This is a genomic window from uncultured Microbulbifer sp. (assembly GCF_947504145.1).
GTDB lineage: Bacteria > Pseudomonadota > Gammaproteobacteria > Pseudomonadales > Cellvibrionaceae > Microbulbifer.
The window spans coordinates 500,567-520,598 of the sequence record NZ_CANNGQ010000002.1 but is presented as its reverse complement, the minus strand read 5'-3'; the positions used below and the strand labels follow the sequence as shown (position 1 = coordinate 520,598).

The 20,032-nt window shown below is 55.2% G+C and carries 17 protein-coding genes; 9 read left to right on the top strand and 8 right to left on the bottom strand.

Annotated features, from left to right (window positions below):
* Positions 1-1,263, bottom strand: coding sequence for an efflux RND transporter periplasmic adaptor subunit (locus tag Q1A74_RS08770; RefSeq protein ID WP_299594758.1), 1,263 nt, complete (start codon positions 1,261-1,263; stop codon positions 1-3).
* Positions 1,264-1,542: 279 nt separating this feature from the next.
* On the opposite strand from Q1A74_RS08770, the gene Q1A74_RS08765 reads away from it, so the two are divergent.
* Positions 1,543-3,897 (top strand): Tex family protein, encoded by a 2,355-nt coding sequence (locus tag Q1A74_RS08765; RefSeq protein WP_299594757.1) that lies wholly within the window; start codon positions 1,543-1,545, stop codon positions 3,895-3,897.
* A gap of 110 nt (positions 3,898-4,007) precedes the next feature.
* On the opposite strand, the gene Q1A74_RS08760 is transcribed toward Q1A74_RS08765, so the two are convergent.
* Genes Q1A74_RS08760 through Q1A74_RS08750 form a run of 3 tightly spaced genes read right to left on the bottom strand, consistent with a single transcriptional unit; the run spans position 4,008 to position 7,242 of the window.
* A complete protein-coding gene (locus Q1A74_RS08760) occupies positions 4,008-5,234 on the bottom strand; it encodes a DUF418 domain-containing protein (RefSeq protein WP_299594755.1) in 1,227 nt (408 codons plus the stop codon).
* Positions 5,235-5,236: 2 nt separating this feature from the next.
* The gene (locus Q1A74_RS08755) at positions 5,237-6,301 is read right to left on the bottom strand and encodes a pyridoxal-phosphate dependent enzyme (protein ID WP_299594753.1); all 1,065 of its coding nucleotides are present in this window, start codon (positions 6,299-6,301) and stop codon (positions 5,237-5,239) included.
* Positions 6,298-7,242 carry a hypothetical protein gene (locus tag Q1A74_RS08750; RefSeq protein WP_299594751.1) on the bottom strand — a complete coding sequence of 315 codons (945 nt, stop codon included), beginning with the start codon at positions 7,240-7,242 and terminating at the stop codon, positions 6,298-6,300. The genes Q1A74_RS08755 and Q1A74_RS08750 overlap by 4 nt, the downstream gene beginning before the upstream one ends.
* A gap of 128 nt (positions 7,243-7,370) precedes the next feature.
* On the opposite strand from Q1A74_RS08750, the gene Q1A74_RS08745 reads away from it, so the two are divergent.
* From Q1A74_RS08745 to Q1A74_RS08725, 5 genes are read left to right on the top strand one after another with little or no spacing between them, the layout of a single operon-like run.
* The gene (locus tag Q1A74_RS08745; protein ID WP_299594749.1) at positions 7,371-8,639 is read left to right on the top strand and encodes an ATP-grasp domain-containing protein; all 1,269 of its coding nucleotides are present in this window, start codon (positions 7,371-7,373) and stop codon (positions 8,637-8,639) included.
* 3 nt (positions 8,640-8,642) lie between these two features.
* Positions 8,643-9,464 (top strand): DUF364 domain-containing protein, encoded by an 822-nt coding sequence (locus Q1A74_RS08740; protein ID WP_299594747.1) that lies wholly within the window; start codon positions 8,643-8,645, stop codon positions 9,462-9,464.
* A 2-nt stretch (positions 9,465-9,466) separates the two neighbouring features.
* The gene (locus Q1A74_RS08735; RefSeq protein ID WP_299594745.1) at positions 9,467-10,702 is read left to right on the top strand and encodes an MFS transporter; all 1,236 of its coding nucleotides are present in this window, start codon (positions 9,467-9,469) and stop codon (positions 10,700-10,702) included.
* A gap of 37 nt (positions 10,703-10,739) precedes the next feature.
* The gene (locus Q1A74_RS08730; RefSeq protein WP_299594743.1) at positions 10,740-13,010 is read left to right on the top strand and encodes a TonB-dependent siderophore receptor; all 2,271 of its coding nucleotides are present in this window, start codon (positions 10,740-10,742) and stop codon (positions 13,008-13,010) included.
* A gap of 30 nt (positions 13,011-13,040) precedes the next feature.
* Positions 13,041-15,113, top strand: a complete 2,073-nt coding sequence (locus Q1A74_RS08725; RefSeq protein ID WP_299594741.1) for a TonB-dependent siderophore receptor — start codon at positions 13,041-13,043, stop codon at positions 15,111-15,113.
* A 73-nt stretch (positions 15,114-15,186) separates the two neighbouring features.
* Here Q1A74_RS08725 and Q1A74_RS08720 read toward each other — a convergent pair whose 3' ends face one another.
* Positions 15,187-15,861 carry a pseudouridine synthase gene (locus Q1A74_RS08720; RefSeq protein ID WP_367275372.1) on the bottom strand — a complete coding sequence of 225 codons (675 nt, stop codon included), beginning with the start codon at positions 15,859-15,861 and terminating at the stop codon, positions 15,187-15,189.
* A 163-nt stretch (positions 15,862-16,024) separates the two neighbouring features.
* On the opposite strand from Q1A74_RS08720, the gene Q1A74_RS08715 reads away from it, so the two are divergent.
* Genes Q1A74_RS08715 through Q1A74_RS08705 form a run of 3 tightly spaced genes read left to right on the top strand, consistent with a single transcriptional unit; the run spans position 16,025 to position 17,269 of the window.
* Positions 16,025-16,231 (top strand): ParD-like family protein, encoded by a 207-nt coding sequence (locus Q1A74_RS08715; RefSeq protein WP_299594739.1) that lies wholly within the window; start codon positions 16,025-16,027, stop codon positions 16,229-16,231.
* A complete protein-coding gene (gene map, locus Q1A74_RS08710) occupies positions 16,224-17,018 on the top strand; it encodes a type I methionyl aminopeptidase (RefSeq protein ID WP_299594737.1) in 795 nt (264 codons plus the stop codon). The genes Q1A74_RS08715 and map overlap by 8 nt, the downstream gene beginning before the upstream one ends.
* Positions 17,015-17,269 carry a DUF2164 domain-containing protein gene (locus Q1A74_RS08705; protein WP_299594735.1) on the top strand — a complete coding sequence of 85 codons (255 nt, stop codon included), beginning with the start codon at positions 17,015-17,017 and terminating at the stop codon, positions 17,267-17,269. The genes map and Q1A74_RS08705 overlap by 4 nt, the downstream gene beginning before the upstream one ends.
* A gap of 77 nt (positions 17,270-17,346) precedes the next feature.
* On the opposite strand, the gene Q1A74_RS08700 is transcribed toward Q1A74_RS08705, so the two are convergent.
* From Q1A74_RS08700 to Q1A74_RS08690, 3 genes are all read right to left on the bottom strand, one after another.
* Positions 17,347-17,778, bottom strand: coding sequence for a thioesterase family protein (locus Q1A74_RS08700; RefSeq protein WP_299594733.1), 432 nt, complete (start codon positions 17,776-17,778; stop codon positions 17,347-17,349).
* Positions 17,779-17,825: 47 nt separating this feature from the next.
* Positions 17,826-18,989, bottom strand: a complete 1,164-nt coding sequence (locus tag Q1A74_RS08695; RefSeq protein WP_299594731.1) for an iron-containing alcohol dehydrogenase — start codon at positions 18,987-18,989, stop codon at positions 17,826-17,828.
* Positions 18,990-19,078: 89 nt separating this feature from the next.
* Positions 19,079-19,768 (bottom strand): TetR/AcrR family transcriptional regulator, encoded by a 690-nt coding sequence (locus tag Q1A74_RS08690; protein WP_299594729.1) that lies wholly within the window; start codon positions 19,766-19,768, stop codon positions 19,079-19,081.
* Positions 19,769-20,032 lie beyond the last annotated feature (264 nt).

Sequence of the window (20,032 nt, the reverse complement as noted above, 5' to 3'; positions counted from 1 at the left end):
TCAGTAATCTCCCTGCGCGGACACGGTGGCGCTGTTGGCGCCGGAGGCCGATTCGTCAGTGTCGGGTTCCTTTTGGTTCTTTTCTCCCAGCATCAGCCCGGAGGGCTTTTCATTCAGCGGGTTCGGGGTCAGCACCATGCCCCCACGGGAATAGCCGAGACTGGAAATCACCACCTTCTCACCGGTAGCGAGCTCGCCCCGCAACCAGACCTGGTCGCCCACCGCCTGCAGCAGCTGCATATCGCGGAAGCCCAGCTGGTTTTCGTCATTCAACACCAGAATATGATCGCCTTCGTGCAGTGCCTGACGCGGCAGCACGCTGATGTCGTCGTAGGTCTTACCGGCAATCTGGGCTTCCACGAACAGGCCGTTGATCAACGGCGCTTCGCCAGCGTAGGGGTTCTGGATCTGGGCGACGGCGTAGACAAAACGGCTGTTGGGATCGATCGCCGCTTCAGTGCGGACGATCTGACCGCGCCATTCGCGCTCTTTACCGGCCAGGTCCGCAGTGACACGCACCGCGGGGCCATTGCTGATGGCAGTGCCCAGCGGCAGCTCCAGCAGGGACAGCTGGTGATCGGTCAGAGGCAGACGCACCTCGGCAACACCGGTGCTGTGAATACGCGCGAGCTTGGTGCCCGGGGTCACGTACTGGCCGATATCCACCAGGGTTTCCACCACGCGACCGGCAAACGGCGCCTTGACCGAGGTGCGGTCCAGGTCCAGTTTGGCCTGGTCGCGATCGGCTTTCGCCGCCGCCAGCCCGGCTTCCGCCGCCGCCAGCTGCGGTTTGCGCAGGAACAGGTTATTGGCCGTTTTGGTGCCGAGATCGCGCCACTCGCGCTGGGCCTGCTTGGCCATACCCTGCTCCTGCGCCAGTGTCGCGGCGGCCGTAGCCACCTGGGACTCGGCGCGGGTCAAGGCGTGGCGGTAATCCGCCGGCTCGATCTGGATCAGAGAGTCGCTCTGCTGGAAGAAGCCACCGGGAACAAAAGCGTCGTTCACACTCTCGATTACGCCGCCCACGCGGGCGACCACTTCTATCTCGTGGCGAGCGTGAACAGAACCCTGGCTGGGGACCAGCAGCGTGTGGCGGCCGGGCTCCGCATAAACCACATCCGCCACTGGAGGCAGCGCTACTTCTGCAACCTTTTCCTCAGGTTTTGGTGCCAAAAGAGTAACTGCGGCTACTGCAGCGATGCCGGCCACAACCACGATTCCCAAGATTTTATTTTTACTGGTGCTTTTATTCGAAGGATTCACAGATACTTCCATTGATCAAAATTTAACTAGTTGCGCATTCTACAGGGCTTGGACAACTTTGGAACTGCCATTGGATGCAGACCGTCGCGTCAATATGCGCTTGACCGCAAACCGCCGCTGTGAGCAAGTTCGCGCCAGCTCCTCAAGTACAATAAGCCGCCGCTTCAATCTTGGTCACCGGCGCTCCATGGCCCATAATGGCCGCCGTTTTCAAGCGCCCGGCGCTGTCGTCGAATAACGAAACGCTCGATATGAATCTGTGAGGAAGTAGATAACAAGATGCTGGATATCAACGCCCGTATTGCCGAAGAACTGAACGTGCGCCCCCAACAGGTGGCCGCCGCCGTAGGCCTGCTGGACGAGGGCGCCACCGTGCCGTTCATCTCCCGCTACCGGAAAGAGGTGACCGGCGAGCTGGACGACACCCAGCTGCGGACCCTGGAAGATCGCCTGCGCTACCTGCGCGAGATGGAAGAGCGCCGCGCCGCCATCCTCAAGAGCATCGACGAGCAGGGCAAACTGACCCCGGAGCTCGCCACCCAGATCAACGCCGCCGACACCAAGAACCGCCTCGAAGACCTCTACCTCCCCTACAAACCCAAGCGCCGCACCAAGGGCCAGATCGCCATCGAAGCGGGCCTGCAGCCACTGGCCGACGCCCTCTTTGCCGACCCGACCCTGAATCCGGAGGAAGAGGCACAGCAGTACCTCAACAGCGACAACGAAGACGCCGCCCTGCATGTCAAAGACACCAAGGGGGCTCTGGACGGAGCCAAGTTCATCCTGATGGAGCGCTTCGCCGAAGACGCCGAACTGCTGGGTAAGCTTCGCGACTATTTACAGCGCGAGGGTCAGGTGAAGTCCAAGCTGCTGGACGGCAAGGAACAGGAGGGCGCCAAGTTCCGCGACTACTTCGAGTACGCCGAACCCTTCTCCAAAGTACCCAGCCACCGCGCGCTGGCCATCTTCCGCGGCCGCAATGAAGGCATCCTCGCCATCAATCTAGGTCTTGAAGGTGACGAAGAGCGCACCGCGCTTCAGGCCCACCCCTGCGAAGCCATGATCGCCCGCCACGTGGAAATCGAAGACCACGGTCGCGCTGCGGACAAGTGGCTGAGTGAAGTGGTGCGCTGGACCTGGCGCATCAAGCTGCTCACCAGCCTGGAAACCGACCTGCTGGGCCAGCTGCGGGAAATGGCGGAAGAGGAGGCCATCAAGGTGTTCTCGCGCAACCTGAAAGATCTGCTGCTGGCGGCGCCGGCAGGCCAGAAGGCTACCATCGGCCTGGACCCGGGCCTTCGCACCGGGGTGAAAGTTGCCGTGGTAGACGCCACCGGCAAGATCCTGGATCACACCGCCATCTACCCCACCCCGCCGCAAAACCGCATTCAGGAATCCGCCGCGGTCATCGCCGCCTTCTGTAACAAATACGATGTGGGCCTGATCGCCATCGGCAACGGCACCGCCAGCCGCGAGACCGACAAGTTTGTCGGCGACACCATCAAGCAGTACAAACTCACCGCGCAGAAAGTGATGGTGAACGAGGCCGGCGCCTCCGTGTACTCCGCTTCCGAATTCGCTGCGCGCGAATTCCCGGATCTGGACGTGACCATACGCGGCGCCATCTCCATTGCACGCCGCTTACAAGACCCACTGGCCGAGCTGGTGAAGATCGACCCCAAATCCATCGGTGTGGGCCAGTACCAGCACGACGTTTCCCAATCCCAGCTGGCGCGCTCCCTGGACGCGGTAGTGGAAGACTGTGTAAACGGCGTTGGCGCCGAGCTGAACTCCGCCTCTGCGCCGCTGCTGTCCCGGGTATCCGGTCTGAGCGCGTCCATCGCCAACAATATCGTGACCTACCGCGACCAGAACGGCGCCTTCAAAAGCCGCAAGGAACTGAAAGAAGTACCGCGCCTTGGGCCCAAGGCATTCGAACAGGCCGCCGGTTTCCTGCGTATCAACAACGGCGAAGATCCGCTGGATCGTTCCGGTGTGCACCCGGAAGCCTATGTGGTGGTCAAGCGCATTGCCGAGAAAAACGGTCGCGAGATCAACAGCCTGATCGGCGACTCCGGTTTTCTGCGCAAGCTGAATCCCGCGGATTACACCGATGAAAAATTCGGCCTGCCCACCATCAAAGACATCATCGCCGAACTGGAAAAACCCGGCCGCGACCCGCGCCCGGAATTCCGCACCGCCAAGTTCGAAGACGGCGTGGAAGAAATCAAGGACCTGCGCCCGGGTATGGTACTGGAAGGCACCGTCACCAACGTCACCAACTTCGGCGCGTTTGTGGATATCGGTGTACACCAGGACGGCCTGGTACATATCTCTGCACTATCCGAGAAGTTTGTTAAAGACCCGCACGAAGTGGTCAAGGCAAACGACATCGTCAAGGTAAAAGTGATGGAAGTCGACGTGCCGCGCAAGCGTATCGGCCTGTCCATGCGCATGAGCGACGAGCCCGGTGAACAGGGTAGCGGCGGTGTCAAGAAAGGCGACCACCGCGAGAGCAGACAAGCCCAGCGCCACAACAACCGCAGCCGTCAGCAACAGGGCGGCGGCAATGCCGGCGGTGGCCGCGGCAGCATGGGTGACATTCTTGCTGCGGCGATGAAGGGTAAGAAGTAATTTTTGCCACTTCAGAAACCAAAAAATGGGCGGCCAATGGCCGCCCATTTTTTTGGTGAGTACACCCGGCAGTAGCGATGAACAAAGCGAGCTCCGTTCACGGCTCGTTTTTATGCGATACCGGATCGGGGCTTGGTGCTTGGTCTCGGCTCACCAGAATAGCTCAAGCGACGCCACAAATACTCAACCGGCCCGAACTGAAACCTGCCCAGCCAGAATCGCGCGAACAGAAACTGGATCAGTAAAATCCCGGAGCCAAATACGACGATCGAATAAAAGGGCACCCGCCCCATCAACCCCAATCCATAGGCATAAAAAAGCAGCACACATAAAATGCTTTGCATCAAATACATCGTCAAAGCCATCCGCCCCATTCTCGCCAAATTTCTGAATCCGGCGCCTGCGTGCCATAAACGGTAGAACAGCGCCATATACCCCAACGCCAGAACGATGCACCCCAAGTGATAAATCACACCCTGAACCAACCCGAGAGCGCTCACGGAAAACGGGCTACCTGTTTCATACTTGATATACGCATAACCCAGATTCAATAGCGCCCCCAGGCACAGCAGGCTGAAGACACTGCGCCAACTGGGAATGGATGCATTCCCTTGCAGGTAAATACGCACCAGATAGACACCCAGTAAAAACTGCCCCAGCACCTGAAAAGGGCGCCCGGTCTTCAAATACGACATGGCGCGGGGTATCGCACTCAATACGTTCCCCCAAAAAACCTCCTCGGCACCACCACCTGCCCGCAGCACCAATAGACTTACCCCCTGATACCCCAACCATTGCCTGAGGGAATCCGCCGCCGAGTTCAGCGCGCCCCAAAAGGGATGCGTATATGAAACGGCCAAAACAACGTGAATAAGTAAAGGGAAAGTGAGAAGCGCCAGAATGCAGGGCATGAGCAGGCGATTCTCAACCCGGAGAAACAGCAGAAGACAGACACCAAGAAGACTGTACAACGTCAGAATATCGCCATGCCATATCAGGTACATATGCGATATCCCGAGTACAAACAGAATCAGCATGCGTCGCAGCCAGAATACAGAAAACCCTCGCTGATGCTGCTGAAATCTTGAGTACTGCAACCAGCAACCGGCACCAAGTAACATCGCAAAAATGCTGTAAAACTTCCCTTCCACAAAAAAATCAATGGCGAATAGAATTGCTCGATCAATCCCGAGCAACGCCTGAATCTGAGACAGACTCAAAGAATAAAACCCTGTGAAGCTCACCAGGTTAGCAAAAATGATCCCGCACAATGCAAAGCCACGCATTGCGTCGAGCAAAATCACCCGGTCTTTTGTAGATTGTATCTGTTCAGACATTGTTATACCTCCGCCAAGTCGGCTGTTCGATCTCTTCTTATAGCACCAGAGCCTGAGTCCTGATCGCAATAAACACCGTGACGCCGCCAGTCCATGATGCACCAGTCCAGAGAAAGATCATTTGTCGACTCGATTACCCTTGGCTGAAAATTCGACACATCTTCGGCGCCTTTATAGGTTGAAAAAACCGGCTCCAGATACCGATAGCCCAAGTCAGCACCAATAAAAATACACGGACCATCATCCGGGAATATGTTCGCGCACCATTGCGCCACGGTGTAACAGGAGCCCGTCGATAGCCCCGAGAAAGCCGCATACTTTTTCAATAGCTCAATAGACCCGTGCCGGCTGTAATCAAAAGAAATCCAGTGAATATAATCGTATGAGCTCGCACGCACATTCATGAATGGTATTGAACTACCAATGCCTGCGATAATAATATCCGGATCTTCTACATGCTGAGAGTTGAATGTCACACTACCAAATGGCTGCACGCCGTGCAGGGAAACCTTCCGCCCCATCTCTCGCAAATATCCTGCTGTTGCACCTGTCGAGCAACCCGACCCCACTCCGCCTACCAGAGTAAGTTTTTCCTCGGAGAATTTGTTCGCCAGTAAACAGGCAAACTCCCGATAACCCAGATAATGAATACTGTCGTGGTACTGCTGCATCCAATGTACATCATCACGCTGCTGTAAAATTTCCTGTATACGCCGCACGCGGTTATTTTGATCCATCTTCAGATTGGGAGCGGAAGCAGCGGGTTCGACCGTCGCGCCAAGAATCTCAAGCTGCAGTTTGAGCGCTGGATCAACAGTTTTCGATGCAACGATATGACAATTCAATCCGTATTTATGGCAGGCCAAGGCCAGCGCGTAAGCGTATATCCCACTTGAGCTGTCCAGTAGTGTTTGCCCCCGCTTCACAACTCCGCTTTCAAGCAGGTACTCCACCGCGGCAAGGGTTGAATACACCTTCATGGACTCAAAACGGGCAAAGTAGAGGTTACCGTTCAGGTGTATCAGATCGGGCTCTTTTATCGCTTCAGAAATATGGGAGTGGATCATGCGCGAATCTCTGCAAACTGGCAGTAACCGCCGAGTTCCCGGTAAAACTTTGCCACTCTTTCAAACACATCAACACAAGGTGGCTGGCAGTAAAGAAGCCCGACCACAGAGCCGGTATGCGCCACTATGACGCCATCCGCTGAAAAATTAGACTGTGCGCAAAAAATTGATTGGAAGTGGGGTTTCGGAATCACTTCATTCGAGAGCTCAGCGCTTTTTGTCGACACATCGCACATGGCTTTAACGTCCGCCGACGAGAGCGCAAGTTCCGCATTTTGAAAAAGGTCCCGATAATGGAAGTAGTTACTTTTGTAGAAATCGACCAAAAGTGACTTGGTACCCTTGGTGTCTACAGTCGCTGCCTCGTGCATGTAAAGAGCGTATAGGGAAGGAACCTTATCGAATTGATGAATGATTTTGTGATTTGAACTACAAAAAAGGGACAACTGATTCAAGAATACGGCATCGGATCGCTCAATTTTTGCCAGAATCCGTATCACCTCATCCACCGCCAGTGGGTGCTGGATACAATTCGCAGCGCAACGCAAGATAGCCACAATATCTGCTGTAGAACTGGCCATCCCCCTTGCGACTTCTAAATCACTGTTAAAGGACCAGTAACCGCTCGGCCAGGTAATCTCATGATCCCGACAGAATAGCTCCAGCGCGTGAAATGAATTTGCCCGCTCTGGCGCCGATAATTTCTGGTCCTGTAAACTGCTAAAGCCTGTGTCACATGGCGTGAAATATGCCCAGCTGTATTTTGGTATCAGTGACGAAACCACCACGATTTCATCGGATTCGTCGACCGACGGTCCCTGGAACAATTCTCCGAGCGCCCCACGGCAAACTCCAACAAATGGTTTCCGACCCTCAAGAGCTCCTTCGCCCGAAATATATTTATTCCGGGAATTAAAATTGGCCTGGTATTCATTCAGCATTTGGCGCAAGTTCCTTCTTGTCGATTCCGGGTTGCCTCTCCGCCCCCTCAATGTTACGGTATAACACAACTAAACAGCCGATTAAAACCAGAACAGGATTTTTCTGGGAGCTCACAAAGGGAATTTCCATGGCACACTTGCTACTGATTGAGAACTGGGTTGAGGGTACTGGTAGGCTTTTCCCAAAAGCCATTCGTGATCTTGGTCACACATTCACATTTATCACCCGCAACCCCAGCCATTATCTGGACGAAACGTCTGAGAAGATGCATCCAATATTTTTCTATGCGAAAAATATTCTTACCGCCGAAACCAACGATATCGACTCACTAATGGAGTTTCTCTCCATTCAGCACCAGGCGCTGAAGTTCGACGGTGTATTAACAATCTGTGACTACTATGTTGACACCGTGTGTCAGGTCGCCCGCGCTCTGAAATTACCCCAGTCATTTTCCTCCAATGTCAAAACCATCCGACGCAAGCACTTGGTTCGTGAAGCGCTTGAGCGTGCGGGGTTGCCCAATCCCAGGTTCATTGCCGGCACTGACTGGTCCAGCACACGGAAAGCGGCTGCCAACATTGGCTATCCCTTGATCGCCAAACCCTCCGACCTGGCATCCAGCGCCTATGTACAGCTGGTACGCAATGAAGATGAATTGCGCGCTGCGTATGACAAGCTGACGGGGTTCACCCACAACTTTCGCGACCAACCAAGAGATACCATCTGCCTGCTTGAAGAGTACATGGATGGCGCGGAGGTAAGCGTGGAAGCCATTACTCATCAAGGGAAGACATCGGTCTTGGGAATAACGGACAAATCGCTGACCGGGCTGCCATATTTCATAGAAGACGGGCATATGTTTCCGGCAGATTTACCGGAAGAAAAATTCCGTGAGATTGTGGATTTTGCGCGTGCAGCGCTGGAAGCCGTTGGCCATGATCACGGAATCAGTCATACAGAAGTAAAACTGACATCCAAAGGACCGAGGCTGGTGGAGATCAACCCCCGCCCCGGGGGCAACTACATTGTCGAACTCATCCAAAGGGTGACCGGCATTGACCTGCTCAACGTGCACATTGAGCTGGCACTCGACAGACAACCAGATCTCTCCAGCCTGGAGAATATTCAGGGAAGTGCGGCCATCAAATTTTTGATCCCGCAATCCCGCGGGAAACTGATCGCGATCAATGGCGAGGACCAACTGAAGTCTTGTGCAAACGTTCAGCGATGGACGCTAAAGAATGCCCAGCAACAGGACATCTACCCACCGATTGACAACGCCTGCTATCTCGGTTTTGTCATCACACATGATGAAAGCGGTATGAAAGCCCGCGACTACGCAGAACAGGCAATCATGCAACTCACTCCTGATATTCAGGAAGAAGCGGAAGCCTGAGCCATGACAATCAAATCGCAGGAAGCGCTACCCGTCGACAGCCTGATCACCCAGGTTCTACAAGGGCAATTTGCACTAGATGCACATCAGTGCTCCGTAGCCGGTGCCTTTGCCATTCGGCAGTTCACCAAATTTCCCGGCGCAAACAATACGTATCGAAACTTCTACCTACTATTGCGAGTGGAATCTGTCTTTGGAGGGTGCTGCGTTGAACCTGACCAACTCGATATCATCAATGCAGAGTCGCTTGCCGGAGTCAATCTGGCCAACCTCCTGGAGTGCCCGATACTGCCGGTGCGTATCGCCGCGCTCGATGCCTATTTTGCGCTACTGCAGCCACACCGAAACCAGTCACAGGCAACCAGAGTAGAACTGCCGCAAGGCACACCCTACGAGCGGGCAATCGCCCGGGATCAGGCCATAGTCAGCCTGCAAACTGTGAAAGCAGGTGAGAATGTCGGGCTTATCGGCGTCGTCAATCCCATTGTGGAAGAGATTGAAAAGCGCGGCGCATACTGTCTACCTTGCGATTTCAACATGAAACGCACCAGCACAGGGTTAAACGTCACACGGAATATGGACTCAGTCCTACGCCGCGCCGATCGGCTGATCGTGACAGGTATGACCCTTTCCAATGGCTCTTTTGACACAATCCTACAAGCTGCTAAAAAACGAAATATTCCACTATTAGTCTATGCACAGACAGGCAGTGCCATTGTGCCGCAGTTTTTGGGCAAGGGCGTAAGCGCTGTTTGCGCTGAGCCATTTCCGTATTCACAGTTCAGTGCGGAGCCGAGTTCTATTTATCTGTATCGCGCAGATTAGACATGTCACAACACCACCAGCTCCACAACGATTTACCGGGCCTGCACAGATCCAGCTTACGCTGGTTACTGGTGTACACTTTTTTCATGGTGATCGGTTTCAGCATGGTCATCCCGCTAGTGGCGGTGCACTTCGTCAGTAACTTGGGTATGGCGACGGCGATCGTTGGCATCGCACTGGCGGTCAGACAAGTCGTTCAACAGGGGTTGACCATTGTCGGAGGCTTGCTGAGTGATAAGTTCGGCATCAAACCAATGATTTGCGTTGGCGTATTGGTGCGAGCCTCCGGCTTTGCAGTCCTGGCCACAGCTACGGATCCTGCCGGGCTAATACTGGCAATGATACTCTCGGCTCTAGGTGGCGCCCTGTTCGAAGCACCCTACCAAGCGAGCATTGTGGCACTCACGACAGAAAAAGACCGAGCCCACTATTATTTGCTGAGCAATTGGGTCAGCGGTATCGCGACTGCGCTCGGACCACTTTTAGGCATAGCGCTCCTGCAATTTAATTTCGAGATCGTTTGCTACGTTGCCGCACTATGTTTTCTGGCCAACAGCCTGATTGCCGCCGCATTTATCCCTACTTGTCGTCCAGAAGCGAATAGAAATTCAAGCGCCAGCAACTTGGCATTGGTATTCAGCGACAAGCGGTTTGTCTTTTTTACCACGTTCATGATGGGCTACTGGTTTACATCCGTGCAGTTTAATCTCAGCTTTCCGCTTTGGGCGGAAAAATTGAGTACACACCAGGAAAGCGTTGGGTTCATGTATACCATGAGCGCAGCGATAACGGTGGTTGCCCAATACCACCTGGTAAAGAAACTAGAGCGGAAGTTCAGCACCTTACAGATCTTTCTTACAGGCCTTCTCATCATGTCTCTGACCTGTGGTGCTATCGGGTTTACGACCAGCTTTCCATTATTTTTGGGCTTGGTGGCTATTTATACTTTCGGCGTTCTGATGACGCGCCCCACGCAGCAAACCATCACGGCCAACCTCGCAAACGACAAGGCGCTGGGCAGCTATATGGGTTTCAGCTCTTTGGGTCTGGCTGTTGGTGGTGGGCTGGGAAGCTGGCTCGGCGGGATGCTGATTGACACCGCCCGTGTGTATCAGCTTTCCGCACTGCCCTGGGTAACCTACTGCTTTATCGGACTTATTAGCACCTTCCTGCTGTTTAAGCTGGTCGGCAAAAACCTAACCGTAAATCCCCCTCCCGGAAATACTGCAAGCGCTTAGCGCAATTTCTACCCTCACTACAAACTGGTTCACCATCATGAATATCAATACTGGAATACGCCTGCATTATTGTGTCCTGATCTCATCCATCGTCTTTGCCGGTTATGCTCAGGCAGCGGACGAAGCGAAGACAGAAAATGTCGAAACATCAGATCAAACAGAGAGCAAACCCGTCGAGCACATGGTTGTTTTCGGAAGCCCGGTAGGAAACCTCGGCCTGAATGAAACTTCCACCACATCAAACCGCCTTGGCCTTACCGCAATGGAGACGCCCGCTACCATTGAGGTTATTGATGCGGAAGTGATGCGCGCGCGCGGATACACCAAACTTTCGGATTCGCTGGCAAACCTGCCGGGTGTTGTAACCGGTGAACAGCCTTCCGCCCCCTCCACGTTCTCCATGCGCGGCTTTACCCGCGGCCAGATTACGGTATTGCGCGACGGCTTGTGGATAGGGCCCAGCACCATGGTGATGCGCCCGCAAAACACATTCAACTTGCAACGAGTAGAAATTCTGCGGGGCCCGGCATCCGTATTGAATGGCATCGGCTCCGTGGCCGGCACGGTAAACGCGATCACCAAATCGGCATCCGCCGATATGGATCAGGGCGCTAACCTGCAGCTAGGCTACGGGAGCTTTGATAGCCAGCACATCGGAGTTGGTAGCCAGGGGGAGATTAAAGAGGATCTCTGGTACACCCTGGATTTGAGCCACTACGACAGAGAAGGCTTTATTGATCGTACCAATGCTGAATCAAACAACCTGACCGGCAGCGTATTCTGGAAAGCCAGCGACAACCTCAACTTCAAACTGAGTGCGGACTACTTGAAAGACGATGCCGGCAGTTATTACGGCACCCCACTGGTTCCTAGTGCAGACGCGCGCGACCCTCTCGGTGTGATCCGTACAGACCGCGATGAAGTAATTGACGGTGCGATGCGCACAAATAATTACAATGTTTCCGATGCCTATGCGAAGTCAGACCAGCTTTTCTTGCGATTGGACAGCGAGTGGAAAATTAACGACAGCACACGCCTGCAGCACACTCTGTTTAAGTTTGATGCTGACCGCGCATGGCAGAATGCCGAGGGCTATGTCTACTGCACCGATGTTGTGGGCACCTGTACCCAGCAGGGTGAAGTGCAACGTTATTACGGCTATTTTATCCTAGACCATGAACAGGAGGTTCTGGGAAGCCGGCTGACCCTGAACATCGATTCGGAATTCACTGGTATCGAAAGTCGGTCTGTATTTGGCGTTGAAAATACCAGGCTGGATTTTGTTCGCTCCCGAGGATTCCGTCGAAGCGTCGCCCAGGAAACGGGCGACGGAATCGACCCATGGAACCCAGAGCCAGGTAGCTACGGCCCACGGGAGCTCCGCGGTGTCAGCCCAACGGATATCGATACTTACGCCGTATTTTTTGGCAATGCACTACAACTCACCGACAAACTCAGTGTTGTCACCGGCATCCGTCACGAGGCTCTGGACCTCAACCGGGAGAACTTCAATGCGGAAGGAGAACCGGAAAGTAATGGCTTCGCACGGGATTATGATTGGTTGAGCTGGCGCCTCGGCGGGGTCTATAGTTTTTCCGAAGATGTGATGGCCTACGCCCAGTACAGCAATGCCAAAGATCCGGTTAGTTCAAATATATTTCTGGTAAATAACAATCAAGACTTTGACCTTACCGATGCCGCTCAAGCAGAAATCGGTCTGAAAGCCAATTGGCTTGAGGGAAATGCAGAGTCAACCATCGCGCTTTACCGTATTGAGAGAGACGATATCTATGAGCGTTTCTCTCTGGATAGTGTCACCAACGTGGGCGGAAGAAAATCCGAAGGCCTCGAGGTCTCCACCTCTTTCACCCTCAGTGATGACTGGCGTGTAGGTGCCAATGCGGCCTATACCAATGCTTCCTTCCAGCGCTCTGCCAACATCGATACCTTCGCTGGCAATACACCACCCAACGTCCCCGAGCTGACTGCAAGCCTGTTCACCAGTGTTGATAACGTCGCGGACCTGCCATTAGAGGTCGGCGGCTCGGTGCACTATATCGACGACCGCTATGGCGACAACCCCAATACGGTATTGCTGAAAGGCTATACCTTCACCAACCTGTTTGCGGCCTATCGTGCGGAAAACTACCGGATCACGGCGCGAATCGATAACCTTTTCGACGAAGATTATGTGTCCTGGTCCGACCTGTTCTACCTGCACCAGGACAACCCCGGTTTCATTTATGCCAACCAGCTAATGCTCGGCGCACCTCGCAGCGCCAGGATAGTTCTGGACTATCAATTTTAAGCTGACTCGCTAAGCAACCGGGAAACGGACATGAAACCGAAATGTTTACCTTTGTGGATCGCTGGCGCGAGCATTGCGCTGTTACTCCATTCGCCGTCTCAGGCCCAGCCGAATACACAATCGGATGCGCAAAGCGAGGTTTACTCACCGGCGTATTTTGCCAGCTACACACCGCAGACAGCGCTGGATATGGTTTCACGTCTACCCGGATTCTCCCTGAAAGAAACCGACGATGATGTCCGAGGGTTTGTGGCGGGTGCCGGCAACGTACTGATTGATGGCCGGCGCCCGACCACAAAATCCGGTGGTATCGAGGAGGCGCTATCACGTATTCCTGCGCGGCTGGTGGAAAAAATCGAGATCATTCGAGGCGCGTCTGGTTTGTCTGACGCTTCCGGACAAGCGGTCCTCGCCAATGTCATACGAAAAGATTCCACTTCTGCAAAACGGCTTACGTTGTCTATTGGTGGCACCGAGGGCGAGGATCTGTCTTCGGATGCGGAGTTCGGAATTTCAGATACATTCGGCGACTGGGAGAGTGCAATCAAGCTGAATGCCACACAGGAACGACAACCTCGTGCGGCAGAGATACGCACCTATTCAAACAGTCGAGAACTGACAGGTCTTCAGAAAGAAGAGCGCCCCAGTACACTCAATGAGATATTTCTTTCCGGAGACACAAAACGACAGTTTTCCAATGGTAACCAGCTACTGGTTAACGGGCGTATCGGCTGGAGCCAGTACCTTACGGAAACCACCAGACAAGAAGCCCAGGATCCACAGTTAAGCACCGCTTCACAACGGTATTTCGGCAATGACCGAGACAGCCGCTACTATACCGGGGAAGTGGGGCTCGAATGGCAACAGCCCCTGAGCGATCAGCTCCAGTTGCGCATTCTTTCCATCAATAATGCGCAAAACTGGACCGTAGACTCAGATTCGCTTACGCAAATTCCGTTAGGCAGCCCCGCAAGCATATCTAATCTAGCCTTCGAAGAGCGCAAGGGTGAGCATGTGTTGCGCACGCTGTTGAGCTTCACACCAGACTCCCCCGGGCGACTTAGCCGCTACGAGTTTGGGGTAGAGGCCGCGTATAGCCACCTGCGAAGCTGGCTCGACTTGTCGAGTCGAGATCTCGCTCTGAACACACCGGCAACTGCTGGCGGCACATATTCTCAAGCCAAGGAACAACGTGGCGAGGTCTTCTCAAGCGCGACCTTTCAGCTGTCCGGGGTTACGCTAGATTCCGGGCTAGCGGCAGAATATTCACAGCTGGCGGTTACCGGAGACAGCGAAGATCAACAGTCACTATTTTTTCTAAAGCCGTCACTCGCCATGGCTTATGAAGCCGGTGAATCAACACAGTTCAGAGTCGATCTACGTAGATCTGTAGGTCAGCTGGACTTCAGCGACTTTGCGGCAAGCGCCGATCTGGTCAACGACCGTCAGTTTTCCGGAAACCCTCGCCTGCGACCAGATTCAAAATACCGTGCCGCCACCAGTGTGGATTATCGGTTCTCAGATAAGGGGGCACTCGCGGTAACGCTCTATCGTGAATGGCATCACGATGTCCTGGAACGCATCATCCTACCTTCCGGCGCATCCGCGCTGGGAAATGCCGGTGATGCCATCAGCCACGGCCTGAATACAACGCTGAACCTGCCACTATCCGCACTGATTCCGAATGCAGAGCTAGCGTTGAACGCAAACTATATCGACACCGAGTTTGAAGACCCGGTGACCGGAAAAGTTCGCCAACTGACAGACATCAGCGGCCCTTCGTATAGCGCCAACTTTCGTCAAGACATATCCCGCCACAGTCTCTCATGGGGTGTCGGCTATCAAAGTCGTGAGGAGAGCGAAGAATTCTTCGTGAATGAATACAGCTATTTACATACCCGCGGCTACTGGGCAGCGTTTGTAGAAACGGCCATTTTCGATGCGCTTAAACTACGCCTGGAAGCGGACCAACTGGGAGGAGAGAAGCAGAGGTGGGAGCGCTGGCTCTACGAGAACGACCGCAGTGGTATCGCCGATACCATTGAGCTCACCGAACGGCAGCGAGGTGCCAGGATCATGCTAACCGTAGACCGGGCCTTCTGATTGGCTTCCAGCCATGGGCTGCGATACCGCCAGCGCAGTGGGACTGTTTTTTTGTGACGGCTGTTCCAGCCACTTACCAGTCGAGCCCCGGATTACACAGAAAGTTCAACGCCCTGCCGGTAACAGGGTGCTCAAACGCCAACTCCTGCGCATGCAACAGAAGCCGCGGCGCCGCGGCCTGCGCATCGGGGTGGGCATAAAAAGGGTCACCGAGAATCGGGTACCCCATGGCCTGCATATGCACCCGCAACTGGTGCGAGCGGCCAGTAACCGGGGTCAGCTGCAACAGACTGGTTTTGCCGTCACTGTCGAGCTTCTGCCAGCGGGTCAGCGACGGCTTGCCAGACTCGAAACACACCTTCTGCCTGGGCCGGTTCGGCCAGTCACAGATCAGTGGCAAATCCACCTCACCCTCATCGGCTTCGGGCTCGCCCCACACCCGCGCCAGATAGCTTTTATCCACCTGGCGATCCTGAAAAAGCTTGCTCAACTGACGATGCACCTCCGCCCCCAACGCCATCACCACCAGCCCAGAAGTATCCATATCCAGGCGGTGTACGATCAGCGCATCCGTGTATTCCGCCTGCGCGCGGCTGGCCAGGCTGTCTTTGTGCGCGGGGTCGCGACCGGGCACGGTAAGCAGGCCGCTGGGCTTATCGAGCACCAGCAGATGGGCGTCACTGAAGACGACATCCAGAAAAGGAACAGTCGGGGGATTGTAGGGGCGCAAAACGGGGACTCGGCACAACGTCAGATTCCTGCAAGCTTACGCAAATTTGGCCCGCAAGCAAAAAGGTTGCCCACCCTGCCACCTCAGCCACCCCTTGCTATCCGGGCTTAATATACGATATATATGCGAACCATATATTCATGCCCGCTGCCATCAGCGACCGCCACCGCAGGAACACACCTTGGGAATCGTGAAAATATCCGACGCACTGCATGATGAGATCCGTCAGGCGAGCAGCGTCATGTCCCGCTCCATCAACGCCCAGGCAGAATTCTGGATTCGTATCGGCATGCTCGCGGAGCTCAATCCCGGCCTGACCTACAACCAGTTGTGCAAAAAGCTCCTGCGCGACCCCGCTCCAAGCCTGGAGACTCTGACCCGTGAATAAGGTGCAACTGAAAACACCCCAGGAACAGGCACTGATGCGGGAATCAGGCCGGTTGCTCAGCCAGGTATTCGAGATGCTGGATCACTTTGTTGCACCCGGCGTTACCACCATCGAAATCGACCGCCAGGTGGAACACTTTATCGTCAATACGCTACACGCACGCCCCGCCAGCAAGGGTCAGTACGACTATCCATACACTCTGAACTGCTCCATCAATGAAGTGGTTTGCCACGGTATGCCCAGCGCATCGCGCAAGCTGAAAAGCGGCGATATCGTCAATCTGGATATCACCCTGGAGAAAAATGGCTTTGTCTCTGACTCCAGCAAAATGTACCTGGTGGGCGATGTCACGCCCGCTGCCCGCAAACTGGTTCAGACCACCTATGACGCCATGTGGAAAGGAATCCAGAAGGTAGCCCCCGGGGCCCGGCTCGGCGACATCGGGCACGCCATCCAGCAACACGCAGAACAATATGGCTACAGCGTGGTGCGGGAATACTGCGGCCACGGTATAGGCCGGGAAATGCACGAAGCCCCACAGGTCCTCCACTTCGGGCGCCCCAACACCGGTGAGATATTGCGGGAAGGAATGACCTTCACCATAGAGCCGATGATCAATCAGGGGACTCACAAAACCAGAACGTTGAAGGACGGGTGGACGGTGGTGACTCGGGATAAAAAATTGTCCGCACAGTGGGAACATACGGTGCTGGTGACGGCAGATGGTTACGAGGTTCTGACACTGCGCGCTGAAGAACAAGAAAATGGCAAACATCTAGCGGGATGACTGTGAAAGAAATCGAGTTTTCAAAAGATCAGAAAGAGCGGATGGTCGGCAAGATCAAGTCTTACTTTAGTGATGAGCTGAATCAGGATATCGGCGGATTCGAGGCGGAGTTTCTGATCGACTTTTTCGCCCGGGAACTGGGGCCGGCTTTCTACAATCGCGGACTGTTCGACGCGCAGCAGGTGTTTAACGAAAAGGCCGAAGAAGTGGGATATATCATTCAAGAGTTGGAGCAACCTGAAGGTTACTAGCTTTCTCCCTCCTTTGACCCGTCTTTCGGCAGAGAGTAGCCTCACAATTCGGTCTTTACCGCGGTCACGACACCGGCTTAGCCAATCCGAGTCAACGCGCTGCGAATGGTCTGTGGAACGGGTACCGAACGGTTTTCCGCGCGGGCCACAAACACGTGGGTAAAGCGGCCACTGGCCGAGGCCTGCACTTCTCCGGCGGCGAAGATGCCAACGCGATACACCACGGAGCTATTGCCCAGTTTTTCCACCCGGATGCCCGCCTCCAGTTGCTGGGGATACGCCAGTGGGGCGCGGTAATCGCAGCTGGAATTGACCACGAAGGCGACGGTTTTGCTGTTGTGGATATCCAGGCCGCCCTCTTCGATCAGGTAGCGATTTACCGCACTGTCAAAGTAGCTGTAATACGTCACGTTGTTGACGTGGCCGTAGATATCGTTGTCGTGCCAGCGGGTGGTGATCGGGTAGAAAGCCCGATAGTGCGTCCGGTGAAAAACGTCATCTGACTGCATACTGCCTCTCTATTTTTTTCTCTTTTCTTTCTCGCTCTGGCGGCCAATCAAAAAATCGCGCGGTAAATGGCGAGGGCATCGGCTTCGGCGACTTCCCGGGGGTTATTCACCAGCAGGCGCTGCTGCTCCATCGCGTCCGCCGCTAGTCGCGGCAGACTTTCTGCCGTCACGCCGCAGTCCCGCAGGCGAGTGGCCAGGCCGAGCTCTCCAATCAGATTTTCCAGCCAACAGGTCAGTTGTTCGGTCACCTGTTGCAGACTGCCGCCGCGGTAATCGTTGCCCATGATATGCGGAGCCAGCTCTGCGTACAGAGGGGCGGCGGCGGGTGCGTTGAAGCGCAGTACCTGGGGCAACACCAGGGAATTGCTGAGACCGTGAGGAATGTGGAAATGGCCACCCAGTGGATACGCGAGCGCATGCACCGCGGCCACCGGCGCATTGGCAAAGGCCTGCCCCGCGTACAGTGCACCCAGCAGCATATTGCTCCGCGCCGTGAGATCGCTGCCGGTGTGAGTGGCGGTGGCAATATTGCTGGCGAGCAGACGCAGGGCCTCGCGGGCCAGCATGTCGGAGACCGGGTTCTTTTTGTGCGCCGAGGTGTAAGCCTCGATGGCGTGCACCATAGCGTCGATTCCCGTAGCCGCGGTGACCTGTGTGGGCAGGCCGAGGGTAAGCTTCGCATCCAGCAGTGCGGTATCCGGCTGCAGATGCGGGGAGACGATACCGACCTTGGTAGTTTTGCCGGTGGTGACGATGGCGATGGGGGTTACTTCAGAACCGGTACCGGCGGTGGTGGGCACCTGTAACAGGGGCAGGCGTGGGCCGAGCACGTTGCCGACACCGTACAGCTCGCCGAGTGACTGACGGCAATCCGGGTGCGCCAGCACCGCAACCACTTTGGCCACATCCATGGAGCTGCCGCCGCCGAACCCCACAACCATCTCCGCATCCAGAGCCCGTGCAGCGTGTACTGCGGCCTCCACGGTTGCCGTTTTGGGATCGGCTTCGACCCGGTCGAAGATACCCAGGCGCAGGTCGGTGCAGTCAAACCCCGGCAGTACCGCATCCAGCAGGCCGGCATTGAGAATGCCATTGTCAGTCACCAGCATGACCCGGCTGGCACCGGCAGTACGGCAGTGGCCGGCCAGGCGGGACGCCGCACCGGCTTCACAAACGACGGTTCTGGTAGTGGAAAAAGTGAAATCTCGCATATGGCCCCCTTTTCAGAGAAACCATTGAACGGCCCGGAGCAGTGGGTTGGCCATTACCTCGGACTTCTGGCCCAAGTAATGGCTTATGCTCAGCGGCAGAATCCGCGCAACAGGCGCAATAATACTTCCCGGCTGGATGCCCCCTTCACCGTGAAGCTACTGACGTGTGAAAACTCCAGACACTGTACCGTCCACAGGAATAGCTGCGCATCCAGATCTGGATTATCACTTCCGATCGGTTGGATAAACTTCAGCGCGATACTCGCGAGCCAGTCGCTATAGGACTGAATTTCCTCCGCCAGGGCCTCCGACGTGTGCTGCTCAAACAGGTACTGGCTCTCGATCCTCAGCTGACGCAAACGGGCGCTTGGCCCAGCATCGATCATCCCCGCGAAAATCTCGGCCACACCTTCTATGTATTGCTCGCAGCTCCTCAACTCACCGTCGGCGCCCTGTGACCGGGCCAACAGCGCTTTGCCTTTGCTCTCCAGATCCGCATTGACCGGCTCCATGGATTTACTGAATTCGCGGAAAGCGGCCACCAGGATGTTGTCGATAGTGCCGAAATAATAGGTCGTCATCGCCAGCTGCACGCCGGCGGTGCTGGCAATAGAGCGGTGGGACAAAGCGGCAAGCCCCTTGTCCGCGATGATATTCAGGGTGGCATTGAGGATCTTGGCCTTGGCAATCTCGCGCTTTTCGGCCTTCTTGTTGACCGCAGCGGGTTCACGGGATGCACTCCCGGGAGCGTTTTTGCCAGCGCCGATGCTGGTTACCATGTTGATTGCCTCAGACAAGTATTAGGTACAGAGCACAGGGAAACGAATGGCGCACCCTATACAACGGTCAATTATTGGTCAATCGTACAAGTTGTGCACACACACCGGCCGTTTTGTCGTACAAATCCTTGTTTGTGGCTCCCTGTTCACATTTCCCATTCCACAGCTTCTGCGCGAAGCCGACGAGCAATTTGGCCTGCGTGCGTCATGCGGCCCTCGCTAAAGGGGCCCACGACGATCACCGGTATCCTGAGACAGCGATAG

Excerpts from the sequence above, each read along its gene's own strand:
- Q1A74_RS08740 (WP_299594747.1), top strand. The coding sequence starts at position 8,643 with ATGACAATCAAATCGCAGGAAGCGCTACCCGTCGACAGCCTGATCACC.
- Q1A74_RS08695 (WP_299594731.1), bottom strand. The coding sequence starts at position 18,989 with ATGCGAGATTTCACTTTTTCCACTACCAGAACCGTCGTTTGTGAAGCC.
- Q1A74_RS08730 (WP_299594743.1), top strand. The coding sequence starts at position 10,740 with ATGAATATCAATACTGGAATACGCCTGCATTATTGTGTCCTGATCTCA.
- Q1A74_RS08725 (WP_299594741.1), top strand. The coding sequence starts at position 13,041 with ATGAAACCGAAATGTTTACCTTTGTGGATCGCTGGCGCGAGCATTGCG.
- Q1A74_RS08735 (WP_299594745.1), top strand. The coding sequence starts at position 9,467 with ATGTCACAACACCACCAGCTCCACAACGATTTACCGGGCCTGCACAGA.
- Q1A74_RS08750 (WP_299594751.1), bottom strand. The coding sequence starts at position 7,242 with ATGCTGAATGAATACCAGGCCAATTTTAATTCCCGGAATAAATATATT.
- Q1A74_RS08690 (WP_299594729.1), bottom strand. The coding sequence starts at position 19,768 with ATGGTAACCAGCATCGGCGCTGGCAAAAACGCTCCCGGGAGTGCATCC.
- Q1A74_RS08765 (WP_299594757.1), top strand. The coding sequence starts at position 1,543 with ATGCTGGATATCAACGCCCGTATTGCCGAAGAACTGAACGTGCGCCCC.
- Q1A74_RS08705 (WP_299594735.1), top strand. The coding sequence starts at position 17,015 with ATGACTGTGAAAGAAATCGAGTTTTCAAAAGATCAGAAAGAGCGGATG.
- Q1A74_RS08700 (WP_299594733.1), bottom strand. The coding sequence starts at position 17,778 with ATGCAGTCAGATGACGTTTTTCACCGGACGCACTATCGGGCTTTCTAC.
- Q1A74_RS08760 (WP_299594755.1), bottom strand. The coding sequence starts at position 5,234 with ATGTCTGAACAGATACAATCTACAAAAGACCGGGTGATTTTGCTCGAC.
- Q1A74_RS08755 (WP_299594753.1), bottom strand. The coding sequence starts at position 6,301 with ATGATCCACTCCCATATTTCTGAAGCGATAAAAGAGCCCGATCTGATA.
- Q1A74_RS08745 (WP_299594749.1), top strand. The coding sequence starts at position 7,371 with ATGGCACACTTGCTACTGATTGAGAACTGGGTTGAGGGTACTGGTAGG.